Annotated in this window: 15 protein-coding genes; 10 read left to right on the top strand and 5 right to left on the bottom strand. The window is 74.7% G+C overall.

Features of this window, described 5'->3' with window-relative positions:
* Positions 1-108: 108 nt before the first annotated feature.
* Positions 109-1569 (bottom strand): NCS2 family permease, encoded by a 1461-nt coding sequence (locus tag C2142_RS16345; RefSeq protein ID WP_148643324.1) that lies wholly within the window; start codon positions 1567-1569, stop codon positions 109-111.
* 245 nt (positions 1570-1814) lie between these two features.
* Here C2142_RS16345 and C2142_RS16350 point away from each other — a divergent pair, with 245 nt between their 5' ends.
* The 3 genes from C2142_RS16350 to C2142_RS16360 are packed head-to-tail and all read left to right on the top strand — an operon-like array spanning position 1815 to position 4996.
* The gene (locus C2142_RS16350; RefSeq protein ID WP_148643325.1) at positions 1815-2141 is read left to right on the top strand and encodes a DUF2530 domain-containing protein; all 327 of its coding nucleotides are present in this window, start codon (positions 1815-1817) and stop codon (positions 2139-2141) included.
* Positions 2142-2193: 52 nt separating this feature from the next.
* Complete coding sequence (locus C2142_RS16355) at positions 2194-4752, top strand: HAD-IC family P-type ATPase (protein WP_148643326.1); 2559 nt, start codon at positions 2194-2196, stop codon at positions 4750-4752.
* A gap of 19 nt (positions 4753-4771) precedes the next feature.
* Entirely contained in the window at positions 4772-4996 is a 225-nt protein-coding gene (locus C2142_RS16360) for a hypothetical protein (protein ID WP_148643327.1), read from the top strand.
* Positions 4997-5033: 37 nt separating this feature from the next.
* On the opposite strand, the gene C2142_RS16365 is transcribed toward C2142_RS16360, so the two are convergent.
* Positions 5034-8339 carry a molecular chaperone Hsp90 gene (locus tag C2142_RS16365; RefSeq protein ID WP_241002614.1) on the bottom strand — a complete coding sequence of 1102 codons (3306 nt, stop codon included), beginning with the start codon at positions 8337-8339 and terminating at the stop codon, positions 5034-5036.
* A 154-nt stretch (positions 8340-8493) separates the two neighbouring features.
* On the opposite strand from C2142_RS16365, the gene C2142_RS16370 reads away from it, so the two are divergent.
* Complete coding sequence (locus tag C2142_RS16370) at positions 8494-8871, top strand: hypothetical protein (RefSeq protein WP_148643328.1); 378 nt, start codon at positions 8494-8496, stop codon at positions 8869-8871.
* Positions 8872-8923: 52 nt separating this feature from the next.
* Here C2142_RS16370 and C2142_RS16375 read toward each other — a convergent pair whose 3' ends face one another.
* Positions 8924-9805, bottom strand: coding sequence for a DUF3027 domain-containing protein (locus tag C2142_RS16375; protein ID WP_148644826.1), 882 nt, complete (start codon positions 9803-9805; stop codon positions 8924-8926).
* A 297-nt stretch (positions 9806-10102) separates the two neighbouring features.
* Between C2142_RS16375 and C2142_RS16380 the strand changes: the two genes are divergently transcribed.
* The 4 genes from C2142_RS16380 (at position 10103) to C2142_RS16395 (ending at position 14019) form a co-directional block, all read left to right on the top strand.
* Positions 10103-11773 carry an MFS transporter gene (locus C2142_RS16380; protein ID WP_241002615.1) on the top strand — a complete coding sequence of 557 codons (1671 nt, stop codon included), beginning with the start codon at positions 10103-10105 and terminating at the stop codon, positions 11771-11773.
* 117 nt (positions 11774-11890) lie between these two features.
* The gene (locus tag C2142_RS16385; RefSeq protein ID WP_148643329.1) at positions 11891-12424 is read left to right on the top strand and encodes a hypothetical protein; all 534 of its coding nucleotides are present in this window, start codon (positions 11891-11893) and stop codon (positions 12422-12424) included.
* 10 nt (positions 12425-12434) lie between these two features.
* Positions 12435-13181 (top strand): futalosine hydrolase, encoded by a 747-nt coding sequence (locus C2142_RS16390; RefSeq protein WP_148643330.1) that lies wholly within the window; start codon positions 12435-12437, stop codon positions 13179-13181.
* Positions 13174-14019 carry a 1,4-dihydroxy-6-naphthoate synthase gene (locus C2142_RS16395; RefSeq protein ID WP_148643331.1) on the top strand — a complete coding sequence of 282 codons (846 nt, stop codon included), beginning with the start codon at positions 13174-13176 and terminating at the stop codon, positions 14017-14019. The genes C2142_RS16390 and C2142_RS16395 overlap by 8 nt, the downstream gene beginning before the upstream one ends.
* 69 nt (positions 14020-14088) lie before the next feature.
* Here C2142_RS16395 and C2142_RS41585 read toward each other — a convergent pair whose 3' ends face one another.
* Positions 14089-14472, bottom strand: a complete 384-nt coding sequence (locus C2142_RS41585) for a cold-shock protein (protein WP_148643332.1) — start codon at positions 14470-14472, stop codon at positions 14089-14091.
* A 463-nt stretch (positions 14473-14935) separates the two neighbouring features.
* Between C2142_RS41585 and C2142_RS16405 the strand changes: the two genes are divergently transcribed.
* Complete coding sequence (locus C2142_RS16405) at positions 14936-15169, top strand: hypothetical protein (RefSeq protein ID WP_148643333.1); 234 nt, start codon at positions 14936-14938, stop codon at positions 15167-15169.
* Positions 15170-15252: 83 nt separating this feature from the next.
* On the opposite strand, the gene C2142_RS16410 is transcribed toward C2142_RS16405, so the two are convergent.
* Positions 15253-15885: an HAD family hydrolase gene (locus C2142_RS16410; protein WP_148643334.1), complete on the bottom strand. Its 633-nt coding sequence runs from the start codon at positions 15883-15885 to the stop codon at positions 15253-15255.
* Positions 15886-15975: 90 nt separating this feature from the next.
* Here C2142_RS16410 and C2142_RS16415 point away from each other — a divergent pair, with 90 nt between their 5' ends.
* Positions 15976-17028 carry an iron ABC transporter permease gene (locus C2142_RS16415; RefSeq protein WP_148643335.1) on the top strand — a complete coding sequence of 351 codons (1053 nt, stop codon included), beginning with the start codon at positions 15976-15978 and terminating at the stop codon, positions 17026-17028.
* Positions 17029-17192 lie beyond the last annotated feature (164 nt).

Raw genomic sequence — 17192 nt, forward strand, 5'->3', positions numbered from 1 at the left:
CCTCCTTCGGGCGACAACAAGAAAACGATATCAGCGTTGGCGACCTCTCGATATCAAACGGCCCCGCGCTCCAGGAGGAGCACGGGGCCGCGGATGAACCGAAAGCCGTCAGAGCAGGCCAAGGGCCGGCATCAGGTAATAGAAGGCGAAGACGGCGGCCACCACGTACATCGCGGCGGGGACCTCGCGCCCGCGGCCGGCGGCGAGACGCAGGACGCAGAAGGCGATGAAGCCGAAACCTATGCCGTTGGTGATGGAGTAGGTGAACGGCATCATCACGATGGTCAGGAACGCCGGGATCGCGATGGTGTGGTCGGCCCAGTCGATCTCCTTGACCGAGTTGGCCAGGATCAGGAAGCCGACCGCGACCAGGGCCGGGGTGGCGGCCTGGGCGGGGACCATGGTGGCGAGCGGGGTCAGGAAGAGGGCCACCACGAAGAGCAGGCCGGTGACGATCGAGGCGAACCCGGTGCGGGCGCCCTCGCCAACGCCGGCGGTGGACTCGACGAAGCAGGTGTTGGCGGAGGAGGAGGTGGCGCCGCCTGCGGCGGTGGCGATGCCGTCGACCATCAGGATCTTGTTGATGCCGGGCAGGTCGCCCTTCTCGTCCAGCAGGTGGGCCTCGTCGGCGACGCCGAGGATGGTGCCCATCGCGTCGAAGAAGCACGACATGAGCACCGTGAAGACGAAGAGCACGCCGGTCAGCACGCCGACCTTCTCGAAGCCGCCGAACAGGCTGACCTTGCCGACCAGGCCGAAGTCGGGGGCGGCCACCGGGTTGCCGGGCCAGGCGGGGACGGTGAGGCCCCAGTTGAGGGCGGGGATGTCGGCGAGCTTGTCGATCACCGCGGCGAGGCCGGTCATCACCACGATGGAGATGAGGATCGCGCCGGGGACCTTGCGGACGATCAGGACCAGGGTGAGCAGCAGGCCGAGCACGAAGACCAGGACCGGCCAGCCGAGCAGGTGGCCGTTGCCGCCGAGCTGGAGCGGGACGGTGGTGTGGGCGGCGTCCGGGATGCGGCTGACGAAGCCGGAGTCCACCAGGCCGACGAGGCTGATGAACAGGCCGATGCCGATCGCGATGGCCTTGCGCAGGCCGAGCGGGACGGCGTTCATGACGCGCTCGCGCAGGCCGGTGGCGACCAGGATCATGATCGCGAAGCCGGCCAGCACCACCATGCCCATGGCGTCCGGCCAGGTCATCTTGGGGGCGAGCTGGAGGGCGACGATGGTGTTGACGCCGAGGCCGGCGGCGAGGCCGATCGGGACGTTGCCGATCACGCCCATCAGCAGGGTGGTGAGCCCGGCGGTGAGGGCGGTGGCGGTGACCAGCTGCGCGCTGTCCAGGTGGCTGCCGGTCATGTCCGTGGCGCTGGCCAGGATGATCGGGTTGAGCACCAGGATGTAGGCCATGGTGAAGAAGGTGGCGATGCCACCGCGGACCTCACGCGGCAGGGTGGAGCCGCGCTCGGTGATCCGGAAGTAGCGGTCCAGGGCGCCGGCGGGGGGCTTCGGCGCGGTGGAGGTGGGCTCGGGCGACTCGGTGGTCGGCTGGGCCACAGGCATGCGTGCGTCCTCTGGTGGGGGCTGAGGAGAGGGTGAACGCCCGGAGCGACGGTGGCCGGACGGACCCGGTGGGACGGGCACGAACTCAGGTGTCCTGGGCATGGCGCGGCCAACCGGAACGCCCAGTATGAATTCCCCGATCGCACACGCGCTATCTTCGCGCGTAGAACGAACGGGGACGAACGGCGCCGGACAACGGCGGCCGAAAGTCGGACGCGGAGCCCCGGCGCCGTACGCTAGGGCCCATGCCGAAGACCCCGCTGCACCCCTCGCCCCCGCCGCTGGAGGCCAACGACGTCGCCATCGTCGGCGGAGGCACGGTGCTGTGGTTCATCGCCTTCCTGGCGCTCCTCCCCTTTCAGGGCGCCCTCTCCGAACACGGCCACGGCAGCTGGCCGTGGATCTGCCTGTCCGGCGCCGGCCTGGGCGTGATCGGCCTCTGGTACTGCCGCGCCCGCCGGGACGCGATCGCCCGCAGCCGGGCCGCGGCCGAGGCGCAGGCCCCCGATGAAGGCGCACCCGGCAACGGCGCGGCCGGGAACGGCGCTGACCCGGCCACCCGGTCGGACTGAATAGTCCTTTAGTAGCACGCATCGGACATAAGGCGCCCGTAGAGTCGGTGCCATGACGCAGCCTGCGCAGCCCGCGGAAGAGACGCCCGGCGACCGGGAGCGTGACAGCGGCCGGGACGGCGGCGACACCCGGGAGCCCGACGGCGCCCACCCGCTCGGGCTGCTGCCCGGGCGGCGCGGCGGCCTCACCACCGCCGAGGTGGCCGAGCGGGTCGCCCGCGGGGACGTCAACGACGTCCCGGTGCGGTCCAGCCGCTCCACCCGGGAGATCGTCCGGGCCAACGTCTTCACCCGGTTCAACGCGATCATCGGCGTGATGTTCGGCATCATCCTGATCGTCGGCCCGATCCAGGACGGCCTCTTCGGCCTGGTCATCGTCGCCAACACCGCGATCGGCATCGTCCAGGAACTGCGGGCCAAGAAGACCCTCGACAGCCTCGCGCTGATCGGCGAGGCCAGACCGCAGGTCCGCCGGGACGGCACCGTCCAGCAGATCGCCACCGGCGCGATCGTGCTGGACGACACGGTGCTACTCGGCATCGGCGACAAGGTGATCGTCGACGGCGAGGTCACCGAGGCGGACGGCCTGGAGATCGACGAGTCGCTGCTCACCGGCGAGCCCGACCCCGTCCTCAAGCAGCCCGGCGACCAGGTGATGTCCGGCAGCTTCGTGGTGGCCGGCGCCGGCGCGTTCACCGCCACCAAGGTCGGCCGCGAGGCCTACGCGGCGCAGCTGGCCGAGGAGGCGAGCCGGTTCACCCTGGTCAGGTCGGAGCTGCGCAGCGGCATCGACAGCATCCTGCGGTTCATCACCTGGCTGCTCGTCCCGACCGCCATCGGCCTGATCATCAGCCAGCTGGCGGTGGAGGGGCGGGACTGGAAGGAGGCCGTCCGCCGGATGGTGGCCGGCATCGTGCCGATGGTCCCCGAGGGGCTGGTCCTGCTGACCTCGGTCGCCTTCGCGATCGGCGTGGTCCGGCTCGGCCGCAAGCAGTGCCTGGTGCAGGAGCTGCCCGCGATCGAGGGGCTGGCCCGGGTGGACACCGTCTGCCTGGACAAGACCGGCACCCTCACCGAGGGCGGCATGGACGTGGTCGAGCTGCGCACCCTGCCGGAGGTCGCCGGGGCCGACGGCCGCCTGCGCCCGGGCGCCCCGCCGGCCCGGCACGTCCCGGCCGACCCGGCGACCGTCAAACAGGCGCTCGGCGTGATGGCCGGCGCCGACGCCCGCCCCAACCCGTCGATGCAGGCCGTCATCGACGCCTACGGCACCGGCACCGGCACCGGCACCGGCACCGGCACCGATGGCAGCGGCGGCAGCGGCAGCGGCTGGCGGGTGATCGAGGCGATGCCGTTCTCGTCCGCCCGCAAGTGGAGCGGCGTGCAACTGCTGGAGCCGCAGGGCGGCGAGGCCAGCTGGCTGCTCGGCGCGCCCGACGTACTGCTGCCCACCGGGCACCCGGCCCTGGACGAGGTGGACGAGCTGGGCGCCAAGGGCCTGCGGGTGCTGCTGCTCGGCCGCACGCCCGTCCCGCTGGACGCCCCCGACCCGGCCGCCGACCTCCAGCCGCTCGCCCTGGTGGTGCTCCAGCAACGGCTGCGCGAGGACGCCGCCGACACCCTGCGCTACTTCGAGGGGCAGCAGGTCCGGGCAAAGGTGATCTCCGGCGACGCGGCCGTCTCGGTCGGCGCGGTCGCCGCCCACCTCGGCCTGCCCGGCGCCGACCACCCGCTGGACGCCCGGACGCTGCCCGCCGAGCCGGAGCGGTTCGCCGACGCCGCGGAACGCACCACCGTGTTCGGCCGGGTCACCCCGCAGCAGAAGCGCGAGCTGGTCGGCGCGATGCAGTCGCGCGGGCACACCGTGGCGATGACCGGCGACGGCGTCAACGACGTGCTGGCGCTCAAGGACGCCGACATCGGCGTGGCGATGGGCACCGGCAGCGACGCGACCAAGGCCGTCGCCCAGATCGTCCTGCTGAACGACTCCTTCGCCACCCTGCCCTCGGTGGTCGCCGAGGGCCGCCGGGTGATCGGCAACATCGAGCGGGTGGCCGGGCTCTTCCTGGTCAAGACGGTCTACTCGGTGCTGCTCGCCCTGCTGGTGATCTTCACCCACTCGCCGTACCCGTTCCTGCCCCGGCACTCGACGGTGCTCTCCACCCTCACCATCGGCGTGCCGGCCTTCTTCCTGGCGCTGGCGCCCAACAACGAGCGCGCCCGCACCGGCTTCGTCCGCCGGGTGCTGCGGCTGGCGATCCCCGGCGGGATCATCGCCGGCACCGCGACCTTCACCGCCTACGCCCTGGCCCGGGCCAACCACGCCACCGACCTGGAGTCGGACACCAGCGTGGCCACCCTGACGCTGTTCCTGGTGGCGATCTGGGTGCTGGCGATCGTGGCCCGGCCGTACAACTGGTGGCGGCTGCTGCTGATCGGGACGATGTGCGGGGCGTTCGCGCTGGTGCTGACCGTGCCGTGGCTGTCGGACTTCTTCGAGCTCTCCCTCTCCGGCACCCAGGACCCGTGGATCGGCGTCGGCATCGCGGTGACCGCCGGGCTGCTGCTGGAGGTCGTCTGGCGGATCATGCGGCGCAAGGTGGATGATTGACCCCGGAGGGGGTGGCCGGATGGCGCGCAGGGGTGGGGATTTGGAGGCGTTCACCGCCTTCCTGGGCGGGCTGCTGGCAGCCGGTCTGACGGCGCTGGCCGGCTACGGGGTGCTGACGTTCGCCGGGATCGAGGCCGGGCCGCTACTGCGGAAGGCCGCACTGGCCGCACTGCTGGCGCTCTGGGTGGCGGTCACGCTCACGCTCTACCTCCGTCTGACCGCGTCCGCGCGCACCCGCCCCTGAGCCGGAGCGGGTGCGCGGGCGGAGCGGCGAGGCCGGTCTAACCCTCGAAGTCCCGTGCCGCGGAGAGCTCGTAGGCGCGGTCCGGCTCGGTGAGCGCGGCCAGCACCTCGAACCGCCGGTGCCACTGCCCGACCGACCAGGCCAGGCCGGCGGCCAGACCCTCGGGGGTGGCGGCGTGCAGCAGCCCCGGCGCCGGCGGCAGCTCGAACTCGTCGTCCTCGTCCGCCTCTTCGGCCGAATCCGGGTCGTACGGCGCCTCCGGCGTGTCCGCCGCCGAGTCCCACCGCCAGTCCACCGCGGCCTCGTTGCCGTCGGGGCCGACCACCAGCAGCTCCTCGTGCTCCTCGTACGCCACCGGGCAGCCGGGCAGCAACTCCCGCACCACGGCGGGGACCCGGTGCAGCCGGCCCTCGGAGAGCACCCGGCCGCCGGCCACCTCGCTGGCCAGCGAGACGTGCAGCCGCTCGGCGAGGTCCGCGGCCAGCGCCGGGGCGACCGGCAGCAGCGGGTACGGGTGCAGGAGCTGGACCAGGTCGGGGGCGTCGGCGACGACCGCCTCGGCGGCGTCCACGATCACCGTGTGCGCCGGGCGGCGACCGGTCTCCGGGTCCAGCGGCGGCAGCGCCCGGACGACGTCGAGCGGCTCGATCCGCTCCGCCTCCACCCGGGCCAGCGCGCTGTGGATGCCGTGCAGTTGGCGGTGGCCGACCTCGGAGGCCGGATCGGTGAGCCGGTCCAGCACCTCGTCCGGCCCGTGCGGCTCGGCCAGCAGTGCGGTCAGCGTGGTGCGGACGCCCAGCGCGTGCAGGAACTGCTCGTCCAGCGTCGTCCGGGCCTCGTCGTAGAGGCCGCGCAGCAGCGGGTCGGCGCCGGCCGCGCGCAGGCCGGCCGGCTCGCGGCCGTCCAGCACCGGGTGGTCGCGCAGCCACCAGGCGGTGTACGGCGGCAGGTCCGCGTACGAGCCGTTCGGCAGCAGGGCGCGGACGGGCAGGACGACGGCGTCCCGGTACGGCGGGCGGGCCAGCGCGGCCAGCGCCTCGGGCCAGGCGTCGTCGTCCACCAGGTCGAGGTCACGGACGGCCAGCAGCTCGGCCGCGACCGGCGGTACGCCGACCGCGTCGGCGTCGTCGGCGTGCAGCGCCTCCAGGGCGTCCTCGGCCCACTCCGCGAGGCCGTCCGGCGCCTCGTCCAGCAGCCCGGTGGGGCGGCCTCCGGCGGCCCGGTCGGCGGGGACGGTCGGGTCGAGCCGCTCCAGGTCGTCCGGGTCGAGCACCACGTCCTCGGCGCGGACCAGCACGAAGTCCGCCAGCACTCCTGCCGCGGCGAGGACTTCGGGGCCCCAGCGGTCCACGAGTTCGTCGTCCAGCCAGCCGGCGTCGTCCTCCCGGGCCAGCCCGGCCAGCGGGCTGCCGGGCAGGATCAGCTCACCGGCGCGGGTCGGCTCGCCCTCGTCGTCCAGCAGCGCCAGCCGGGCCAGCCACGGGTGCTCGCCGACCGCCGGGGCGGCCGCCTTCACCAGGCCGAGGACGGACTCGGCGAGGTCGGCCGCGGCGTCCAGGTCGTCCTCGGCCAGCTCGTAGGAGCGGGCGACGGCGGCCCGCACCTCGGGGGTGTCCAGGACCCCGGCCGGGGTGGCGGTGCCGGCGCCGAGCTTGGCCAGCAGCGGGTGCGCGGCCTCCGGGTGGGCGAGGCGCAGGTCGAGCAGGGCCAGCGCACCGGCCAGCGACTCCGGGTAGCCGGGGAAGGCCGCCCAGTCGGCGTCGTCGGAGGGCAGCAGGACGCGGCGCGGACCGGTGACCGTCCGTCCGTCGGCCAGCGGCACCGGCAGCGCGCCGAGCGCCTCCGGGTCGGCCGCGCCGAGGGCCGCGTAGAGGTTGCGCCACCAGGCCGGCTCGCGGTCCAGGCCGCCGAGCTGGTCGACCACGTCGGCCAGCGGCACCCGGCGCACGCCCAGCACCCGCAGCTCGCTGCGGCGTTCCAGGCCGGCCGGCAGCAGCCCCGGGAAGACCGGCGCCAGCGCCTCGACCACCGAGCCGTCCGCGCCCTCCAGCAGCGTGGCGTCCCGCGGCCGCAGCGCCGGCGTGCCCTGCTCGACCGGCGCCGGGTGCGGCAGGAACGGCGTGCCGGGCAGCCGGGAGAGGATCTCGGCGCGCAGCGCGTTGTCCAGCGCGCCCTGGCCGAGCGGGCCGGGCACCAGGCCGAGCGAGCCGAGGTCGCCGCCGCGGGCACGCAGCAGATCGGCGTAGCTGTCGGCGGCGCGCCCGGTCAGGAAGTCGGCGAGCGGGCCGGGGGCGACGTGCCGGCGGGTGGAGTCCAGCGGATAGGAGGCGATCAGCAGCGCCGGCAGGCCGAGCGGCTCGTCGCTCGGCGTCGGCGCGTGCAGGACCGGGGCGATCCCGGGCTTCTGCGGTGCGCCGTCGGTGCCGACCGGGACGGCCCAGGTCACCGTCCAGTACGGGCGGGCGCGCTCCTCGGTGGGGCGGTCGGCGAGCAGCGCGGCGTCCAGCGTGCCGGAGGCGCCGGCGGTCTGCCAGACGGTCTGCCGCAGCCGCCCGCCCGCGTCGTCGGTGACGGTGACCTCGGTGACGCCGTCCGGGCGCGGCTCGGCGGCGGACCGGGTCAGTGTGCGGGTGCCGTCCGGGGTCTCCACCACGACCTCGGCGAGGCCGGGGAGGGTGAGCAGCAGCGCGTCGTCGATGCCGGCCAGCAGGCGGCGGGTGAGGTCCTCGGCGGCGGCGTCGCGCAGCGGCAGCACGACCACCGTGTCGTAGCCGTCGGGCGCCGGGCCCTCGGCGGCGAACGGCAGCCGCAGCAGTGGCACGTGGCCGTCCCGGCGGCGCAGTTCGTCGGCGAGCGCCGGCTGTGCCTCGGCCAGCGCGCGGGCCTCGCCGAGCGACCAGCGCACACCGCCGGCGGAGCCGAGCACGGCCGGCTCGTCGGTGACGGCGAGGACGGCGGCGAAGCCGACGCCGAAGCGGCCGACGGTGGGCTGCTCGTCCGCCCGCTTCGAGGAGGCGCGCAGGGTGGAGAGCGACTCGACGGCGGCGTCGTCCAGCGGCGCGCCGGTGTTGGCGGCCGCCAGCACACCGTCCGCCAGGGTGAGCCGCAGCCGGCCCGGGCCGCCGCCGGCGCGGGCCGCCGCGTCGGCGGCGTTCTGCGCCAACTCGACCACGAGGCGGTCACGGTAGCCGCCGAGGGCGAGCTCCTCCTCGGCGTTGGCGTCCTCCCGGAACCGGGCCGGGGAGGCGGCCCAGGCGTCCAGCACCCGGCGGCGCAGCCCGGCGCTGCCGAAGTGGTCCGCGAGGTGCTCGTCCGTGCCGCTGCCGATGATCCGAGGTTCCACTGGACCTGCCGCCTTCCGCCGCCCTGTACTTCGTACGGGGGGCATTCTCCCCCGCCCGGGCACCCCCGGCGGACCGGGGTGGGCCCGCGCCTATCCTGGGGCCGCTCCGATGGCCCGGCGAGGGGGGAATCCGATGGCGTCCGATCGTCCGCAGGTGTCCGACCGTTCGTGGTACGTCCTGATCGAACGCGACAGGCGGGACTACGGCGACTCCGTCTACTACCGCTGGCAGCTGGCCCCGCCCAAGGAGGCGCCGCTCGGCCGGGAGCAGGCGGTCGAGCTGGCGGAGGAGACGGCCCGCACGTACCTCCCGCGCGAGAGCGGGGAGCCGGCCGGGACACCGGCCCGGCGGGTCTTCCGGCTCCCCGACGGCGGCTTCCTGGTCCAGCTCCACTACCGCGGCTGGAAGCGTCACTTCCGGGTCTCCGTCGGCGAGCTGGTGCACGCCGAGGAGGAGGCCCCGCCGCCCAGCCCGGCGAACCCGCCACGGGACGCCGCGCCGCCAAGGCGCGGGCTGTTCGGCCGCCGCTGAACGCCGCCGGCCCGCCCCCTCGACGTGACGGGGCGGGCCGGTGGCGGATCGCTCAGGAGTGGCCGAGCTCCTCGGCCGGGGCGTCCGGCTCGACCGAGCCGGAGGTGCGGTCGGGATGCAGCTGGAGCGGCTCGACCACCAGCTCGTCCAGGATCAGCTCGGACGGCGCCGGCGGGGCCGGGATGACCGCCGCCTCGGAGTGACCGCCGCAGCCGTACGCGAAGGAGACGATCTGGCCGTCGGCCGGGCCGAACTCGTTGCCGCAGACACCGAACGCCTGGCCGAGCGAGCCGCCGATCGGGATCAGGAAGCCGCAGCTGTTGCACGAGGCCGGGGCCGACTGCGCCATCGGCGTCTGCGGGCCGTGCGCCTTCTCCCAGCGGTCCGCCGCCAGGTGCAGGCCGAGCCGCGAGAGCACCCGGCTGCGGCCCATGCCGAGTTCCTCGGCGACGGCGCCGATCTGCGCACGGACCGGGGCCGGCTGGATGTGCGGGTCGCTGACGACCACGTCCTCCTCGGCGGCCAGCGCCACCGCGGAGTTCGGCGCCGGCTCGTCCTCGCCGGACCAGCCCGGCTCCAGGCGCAGGTCGTCGGCGTCGGTGGGCAGCAGGTCGCCCGGGCCCATGTCGCCGGGGCGCAGCCGCTCGCTCCACGGCACCCACTGCGGGGCGAGGACGGCGTCGGGGCCGGGCAGCAGCACGACCTCGTCCAGGGTGACGTTCTTGGCGCGCGGGGCGCGGGCCACGGTGACGGCCCAGTTCCAGCCCCGGTAGGCGGCGTCCAGGCACTCGAAGGTGTGGGTGACGACGCGGTCGGCGTCCGCCTGGACTCCGAGGTGCGCACCGACGGTCTCTGCTCCGACGGCCTCGTCCGCCGCCTGCCGGGCGAGTTCGACGGCCTCGGCACAGAGCCGGTCGGGGGTACGGCTTCGCATCGCAGCACTCACGGCGTCGATTCTCTCCCAGTTCTTCTGTTGCCCACGGCGTGTTGCCTGTTCCGTCGCGGCTCGGTTTCCCTCGTCCATTCTGCGCGACCACGGGCCGCCTCGGGTACCGGCCGCGCCGCCCGTCCGCTCCGGCCGGCGCCCGGCCGGTCATCGGGCGGACCCTGGGCAGGCTACCCGCCGGTCGGCCACCCGGCACAGTCCGGGGCGGCGGCCGGCGCCGGAACGGCCGCGCCGAGCGAACCGGAATCCCGCGTCGTCGTCACGATTCTGGGGCAGGATGGGCTTGTGGCGGACGAAAACCCGTCGCAGCATGCACTGCGCGCCTCGCAGGCCGACGGCAGCCCCGACGAGGTGAATGCCGTGCCGCGACAGCAGCCTCCGGTCCTCGCTGCGGGCGAACCGCAGCCGGTGGACACCTCCACGACGCCCCGGGATTCCGCCGGGCACGTGAACCTCGACAAGCACCCCGCCGCGGCCGCGGACTCCCCGGACTCCCCCGGCCCGCTCGACGGCGTCGACGACCTCGACTCGCTCGACGAGGCGGAGGAGCCGCGCCGGCACTTCCTCGTCCGCACTGCCTCCGCCGCCGGCTCCCGCACCGGAAAGGTCGTCCACGGCACCGGCCGCCGCATCCGCAAGGCGACCTCCGCCGAGGGCGCCGGCGAGTCCGGCCTCGCCAAACTGATCGAGCTGCACGCGCTGAACTCGTTCGGCGACATGCTGATCACCGTCGCGCTGGCCTCCACCATCTTCTTCTCCGTCCCCACCGGCGAGGCCCGCGGCCGGGTGGCGCTCTACCTGCTGATCACAATGGCCCCGTTCGCCGTGCTGGCCCCGGTGATCGGCCCGCTGCTGGACCGCCTCCCGCACGGCCGCCGGGCCGCGATGGCGACGTCGATGCTGGCCCGCGCGGTGCTGGCGTGGACGATGGCCGGCACCGTGGTCGGCGGCGGACTGGCGCTCTACCCGGAGGCGCTGGGCGTCCTGGTGGCGTCCAAGGCCTACGGGGTGGTGCGCAGCGTCGTGGTGCCCCGGCTGCTGCCGAGCCGGCTTTCACTCGTGAAGGCGAACTCCCGGGTCACCCTGGCCGGGCTGCTGGCCACCATGGTGGCGGCCGGGGTGGGCGGGCTGCTGCACCTGATCGGGCCGGGGTGGCCGCTGCGCGGCGCCTTCCTGGTCTTCGTCGTCGGCACCCTGATGGCCTTCCACCTGCCGCACGCGGTGGACTCCGCCAAGGGCGAGCAGCGGGCCGTCCTGCACGCGCAGGCGCACGGCGAGGCCGCAGCCGTCCCCGCCGGATCCGGCACCGGCACCAGCGCCGGGACCGGGACCACGCAGGCCGCCAAGGCGCCGAAGGCGTCGCTGCGCACCGTCGGACCCTCGGTGATCCTGGCGCTGCGGGCGATGTCGGCACTGCGCTGGCTGGTCGGCTTCCTGGTGATGTTCCTGGCGTTCCTGCTCCGTGACGAGCCGATCGGCGGGCTCCAGCCGACCCTCGCGCTCGGCCTCGTCGCCCTCGCGGCCGGCACGGGCAACGCGCTGGGCTCGGTGCTCGGCTCCTGGCTGCGCACCCGGGGCTCGGAGGCGACGGTCACCGCGATGCTGCTGCTGGCCACGTGCACCACGGCGGCCGCCGCGCTCTGGTACGGCGCGGTGACGGTGATCCTGGTCGCCGCGGTGTCCGGGGTGGCGGCCTCGCTGGGCAAGCTGGCGCTGGACGCGCTGATCCAGCGGGACGTCCCGGAGTCGGTGCGGACGTCCGCCTTCGCCCGTTCGGAGACGCTGCTCCAGTTGTGCTGGGTGGCCGGGGGCGCGGTCGGCATCCTGCTGCCGCTGAACGGCGTGCTCGGCCTCTCGGTGGCGGCCGGGGTGCTGGGCGTGGTGCTGCTCTGGACGGTCCGTTCGCTGCTCCGGGTGGGGGTGCGGCGCCGCGCCGCGGCGCCGCGGGTGGCCTGAGGCCCCTCCCCGGCGGGGCAGGCGGGGCGGTCGTCCCGGGCCGTCGTCCTGCGGCCACAACACGCGGTTGCCCACCCCCGCGTAGCGTGATCGGCAAAGCCCGGTAGCCTCTGACGCATGAGCCTCAGCACCCGTGTCATCGCCGCCCTCGGCGCCGTCGTCGTGATCGGCGCGGCCACGGTCGGCACCTCCGTCGCCGTCGCGTCCGGCAGGGACGAGCCCGTCAGCCACCGCGCGACCCTCACCGTCGGCCGCTCCTCGATGGAGGTGGAGCCGTTCTGCTTCAACGACGGCAAGCCGCTCACCGAGGACCAGCAGAGCGAGTGCCAGGACAAGGCCAGCAAGGCCCTGGACGAGGGCAAGCTCCCCAAGTCCGACGTGGTCGCCAGTGACCGGATCGGCGTGGGCGTGACCCCGGGCGTGGCCGACCGCGGCTGGTGGGCCAACACCAACGGCGGCGGCCAGGCCTCCGGCGGCCGGTTCATCCTGGCCCCGGCGGCCAAGGGCTCCACGTACTCCGGCTCCGTCGCGGCCTCCCGGGCGCTCAACGCCTCGGGCAAGACCCTGATCACCGTGGTCGAGTCCGACCCGAAGCAGCCCGACGCGATCTACGGCGTCTGGTACTTCGAGCTGGACACCCAGAACGCCTGACGGTCACCCGGTGACCGAGCGACGCACCGGTGAGCAGCCGGCCCCCGAGCGGGGCCGGCTGCTCGTCGTCGTCGCGGTGGCCGCCGAGGCGGAGGCCGTCCTGCGCGGCCTCGGCGGGCCGGTACGGGCCCTGCCGCTGCCCGGCGGTGAACTGCACCGCGCCGCGCACCCCTCGGGCGTGACGGTGGACGTGCTGGCGGGCGGGGTCGGCCCGGCCGCCGCCGCTGCCGCCGCGTCCGCCGCGCTCTGCGCGCACCGCTACGACCTCGTGGTCTCGGCCGGCATCGGCGGCGGCTTCGCCCCGCAGGCGCCGGTCGGCTCGACGGTGCTCGCCGGGGCGATCGTCGCCGCCGACCTCGGGGCCGAGACCCCCGACGGCTTCGCGGACGTCACCGAACTGGGCTTCGGGACCGTCCGGCACACCCCCGCCCCGGCCGCCGTGGCGCTCGCCGCGGCCGCCCTGGGCGCCGTCACCGGCACCGTCCTGACCGTCTCCACGGTGACCGGCAGCGCCGGACGCGCCGCCGCGCTGACCGCCCGCCACCCCGGCGCGGTGGCCGAGGCGATGGAGGGTTTCGGGGTGGCCGAGGCCGCCGCCCGGCACGGCGTGCCGGCCTTCGAGCTGCGCACCGTCTCCAACCCGGTGGGCCCGCGCGACCGGGCCGCCTGGCGGATCGGCGAGGCGCTGGGCGCACTGGAACGGGCCTTCGCCGCGCTGCCCTACCCGGAGTTCCTGAAGGAGGCCCGCCATGGCTGAACAGCTGGGCATCGCCCACTCGCCCTGCCCGAACGACACCTTCGTCTTCCACGCCTGGACGCACGGCCTGGTGCCCGGCGCGGACGCCCCCGAGGTCACCTTCGCGGACATCGACGTCACCAACGGCCTGGCCGAGCAGGGCGGGCCGGACATCCTCAAGGTCAGCTACGCGGCCCTGCCCTGGGTACTGGACGAGTACGCCCTGCTGCCCTGCGGCGGCGCGCTCGGCCGCGGCTGCGGCCCGCTGGTGCTCACCCGCCCGGACACCGGCGGCGACCTCACCGGCCGGACCGTCGCCGTCCCGTCCGAGCGGTCCACCGCCTACCTGCTGTTCCGGCTCTGGGCCGCGAAGGCCGTGCCCGGCGGGTTCGGCGAGATCGTCGTCCTGCCGTTCCACGAGATCATGCCCGCCGTCCGGGACGGCCGGGTGGACGCCGGCCTGGTGATCCACGAGGCCCGCTTCACCTACCAGCAGTACGGACTGCACCGCCTCGCCGACATGGGCGAGGCCTGGGAGCAGGAGACCGGCCTGCCGATCCCGCTCGGCGCGATCATCGCCAAGCGCTCGCTCGGCACCGAGCGGCTGCACGCGATCGCCGACGCCATCCGCGCCTCCGTCCGGCAGGCCTGGGCGGACCCGTCGGCCAGCCGCGCGTACGTGCTGGCGAACGCCCAGGAGATGGACCCGGACGTCGCCGACCAGCACATCGGGCTGTACGTCAACGAGTTCACCGCGGACCTCGGCGAGGAGGGCTACGGCGCCGTCCGGGCGCTGCTCACCCGGGCCGCCGCCGAGGGGCTGGTGCCCCCGCTCGACCCGGGTGCGCTCGCCTTCTGAGCCCCGCGGCGTTGCGCGCCGCGCGGCGTCCGGGGCCCGCCCGCCGGAGCGCGGCGGGCCGTCCACGGACTACACGTCGAACTGGTCCGCCACCGCGCGCAGCAGCACGGCCAGCTTCTGGCCGGCCGGCTTGGCCGGGTAACGGCCGTGCTGGAGCCCAGGCAGCACCGAGTCCATCATCGTGATCAAGTCCTGGACGAGCGCCGCCATGTCGTCCGGGGTCTTGCGCTGGGCGGCCGCCACCGACGGCAGCGCGTCCAGCAACTGCACGGCCATCGCCTGGTCGCCGCGGTGACCCGCGACCACGCCGAACTCGACCCGCTGGCCCGGCTTGAGCACGGTGACACCGGCGGGCAGCGCCTTGGTGTGGACGAAGACGTCGCCGCCGTCGTCGCGCGACAGGAAGCCGAAGCCCTTCGTCTCGTTGAACCACTTGACCTGGCCGGTGGGCATCTCGAACAGTCCTCGATGTGGGTGTGAGGGATCCCGGCCCTGGCCGGGGATCACTGGGTGGAAGGGCGGGCCGACCTCGGCTCGGCGCCCGCGGGGCGCTCATGGTCAGCACGCTGTAGGGAGCAGACTAACGGTCCGTCACTGCCTCATCCGCGTTCCGCGAAGGATCCGTACGGGGCTCTCGCGGCCACGGGCGACCCGGTACTGGCATGGCCGGGGCGCGACTCGGCGCTTTCCACTGGCTCACACCCCCGGTCTGAGGAGACGGGGCGCACCTGTCGCACCCCTCGGCACAGCCTGCATACCCCCGCCCAACAGGGATCAAAACTCCCAGCGCCCGGAAAACTGCGCAACGTGACCGGACCGCTCGCCTGCGAAGCGGTGCGGCGCGGTCGCCGCCCGGGCGCTCTGCGAGACTGGGGCGGCAGACCGACTCCCCCAGGCCCGCAGAGGAGCAAGCCCAGTGAGCAGCCAGAGCGCCGACCACGGCGATGCCTACGTCAAGGCCGGAGCGATCGTCTTCGGGCTCGGCGCGCTCGCCACGCTCGTCACCTTCGTCCCGCTGTTCCTGCACCTCACGCCGCTGCCGACGGCCGCGTACTGGCTGAGCATGATGATGCCGCTGGGCTTCCTGCTGGCCCTGACCGGGCTGCTGCTCTCCGCCCGCGCCCAGCGCCGCCGGGTCCGCGGCTCCTAGGCGCTCGGACTCCCAGGCGTAGGCGCTCGGACTCCCAGGCGCTCGGACTCCCGGGCTTTCCAGGCTTCCAGGCTTCCAGGCCTCTAGGCCCGGCCGGCCAGGTGCCCGGCCAGCCAGGCCGGGAACCCGGTGAGGTCGGCCAGCACCACGTCCGCGCCCGCCGCCAGCAGCTCCTCGGCGCTGTACGGGCCGGTGGCCACGCCCACCGCGACGACGTCCGCGTGCTTGGCGCCGCGGATGTCCCCGAGGTGGTCGCCGACGTAGACGCTCGCGCCGTGCTCGCGCAGCGCGTCGCCCTTGGTCTCCGCCCAGAGGTCGCCCACCAGCGCGTCCGCGTGCAGGCCCGCGTGCTCCAGGTGCAGCCGGGCGTTCGGCTCGTACTTGCCGGTGATCACCGCGACCCGGCCGCCGTGGGCGCGGACCGCCTCGACGGCGGCGTGCGCGCCGGGCAGGGCGACGGTGGGAGCGAGGGCGTGGTCCCGGTACAGCTCGCGGTAGCGGTCGACGGCCGCCTGGAGCCGCTCGGCCGGGAACCAGTTGCCCATCTCGTCCGCGAGCGGCGGCCCGAGCCGGGTGACCACCAGGTCGGCATCGACGTACGCGCCGGTCTCGGCGGAGAGCGCGACGTAGGTGGCCCGGATCCCGGGCCGGGTGTCCAGCAGGGTCATGTCGAGGTCGAAGCCGACGGTGAGCGGAGCGACCGGGGTGGTGGGCATGCCGTCAGGCTATCCAACCGGGGTGCACAGGCGATTTGCCCCGGCTTCTCCAGGGAACTTAGGTTTGCCTCAGCTATCTGCGAGAGAGCCATGACCGACACCACCGCGCCGGCCGCGAGGTCGGCCACCGCTCCCGGCAAGCGGCGGCTGCTGCGCCGCCGAATACTCTGGCTCGTCGCCGCCCTCGCCCTGCTCGCCACGGCCGTCCTGCTGAGCCTGGCGGTCGGCAGCCGCACCATCCCGTTCGGCGAGACCCTCGACGCCCTGCTGCACGGCGGCGACACCACCAACGCCGTCGTCGTGCGCGAACTGCGGGTGCCGCGCACGGTGGTCGGCCTCGCGGTCGGCGCGGCGCTCGGCCTGGCCGGCGCCGTGATGCAGGGCATCACCCGCAACCCGATCGCCGACCCCGGCATCCTCGGCGTCAGCCAGGGCGCGGCGGCCGGCGTGGTGCTGGCCATCTCCGGCTTCGGCATCTCCACCCTCACCGGCTACGTCTGGTTCGGCTTCGCCGGGGCCGTCGTCGCCACCGTGCTGGTGTACGGGCTGGCCGGGCGCGGCCGGGGCGGGGCCACGCCGGTCAAGCTGGCACTGGCCGGCTCGGCGATGTCCGCGTTCATCGCCTCGCTCAACACCCTGGTGCTCACCACCGACGCCGCCGCCATGGACCGGTTCCGGTTCTGGCACGTCGGCTCGATCGAAGGCCGCACCGCCGACGTGGCCTGGCAGCTGCTGCCGTTCCTGCTGGTCGGCACGGTGCTGGTGTTCGCGGTGGCGCGCGGGCTGGACGCGCTGGCGCTCGGCGACGACACCGCCAGGGGCCTCGGTGCCAGGACCGGCGCCGTCCGGGCGGTCGGCGCGCTCGGCGCCACGGTGCTGACCGGTTCGGCGGTCGCCGCGGCCGGCCCGATCGCCTTCGTCGGCCTGGCCGTCCCGCACGCCGCCCGCGCGGTGGCCGGCGCGGACCACCGCTGGGTGCTCACGTTCTCCGCGGTGCTCGGCCCGGCGCTGCTGCTGCTCGCGGACGCGTTCGGCCGGGTGCTCTTCCCGCCGTCCGAGGTCCCCGCCGGTGTGATGACCGCACTGGTCGGGGTGCCGGTCCTGGTCGCCCTGGTCCGGCGGCGGAAGGTGGTGGCGGCGTGAGCGAGCGAACCGTCGAGAGGTGCGCGTTGAGCGAAGCGTCTGCCGGGCGCAGCGGGGTGGGCGCATGAGCGAGCGCAGCGAGCGAACCGTCGAGAGGTGCGCGTTGAGCGAAGCGTCTGCCGAGCGCAGCGAGGTGGGCGCATGAGCGAGCGCAGCGAGCGAAC

Source organism: Streptomyces sp. CB01881 (assembly GCF_002953255.1).
GTDB lineage: Bacteria > Actinomycetota > Actinomycetes > Streptomycetales > Streptomycetaceae > Kitasatospora.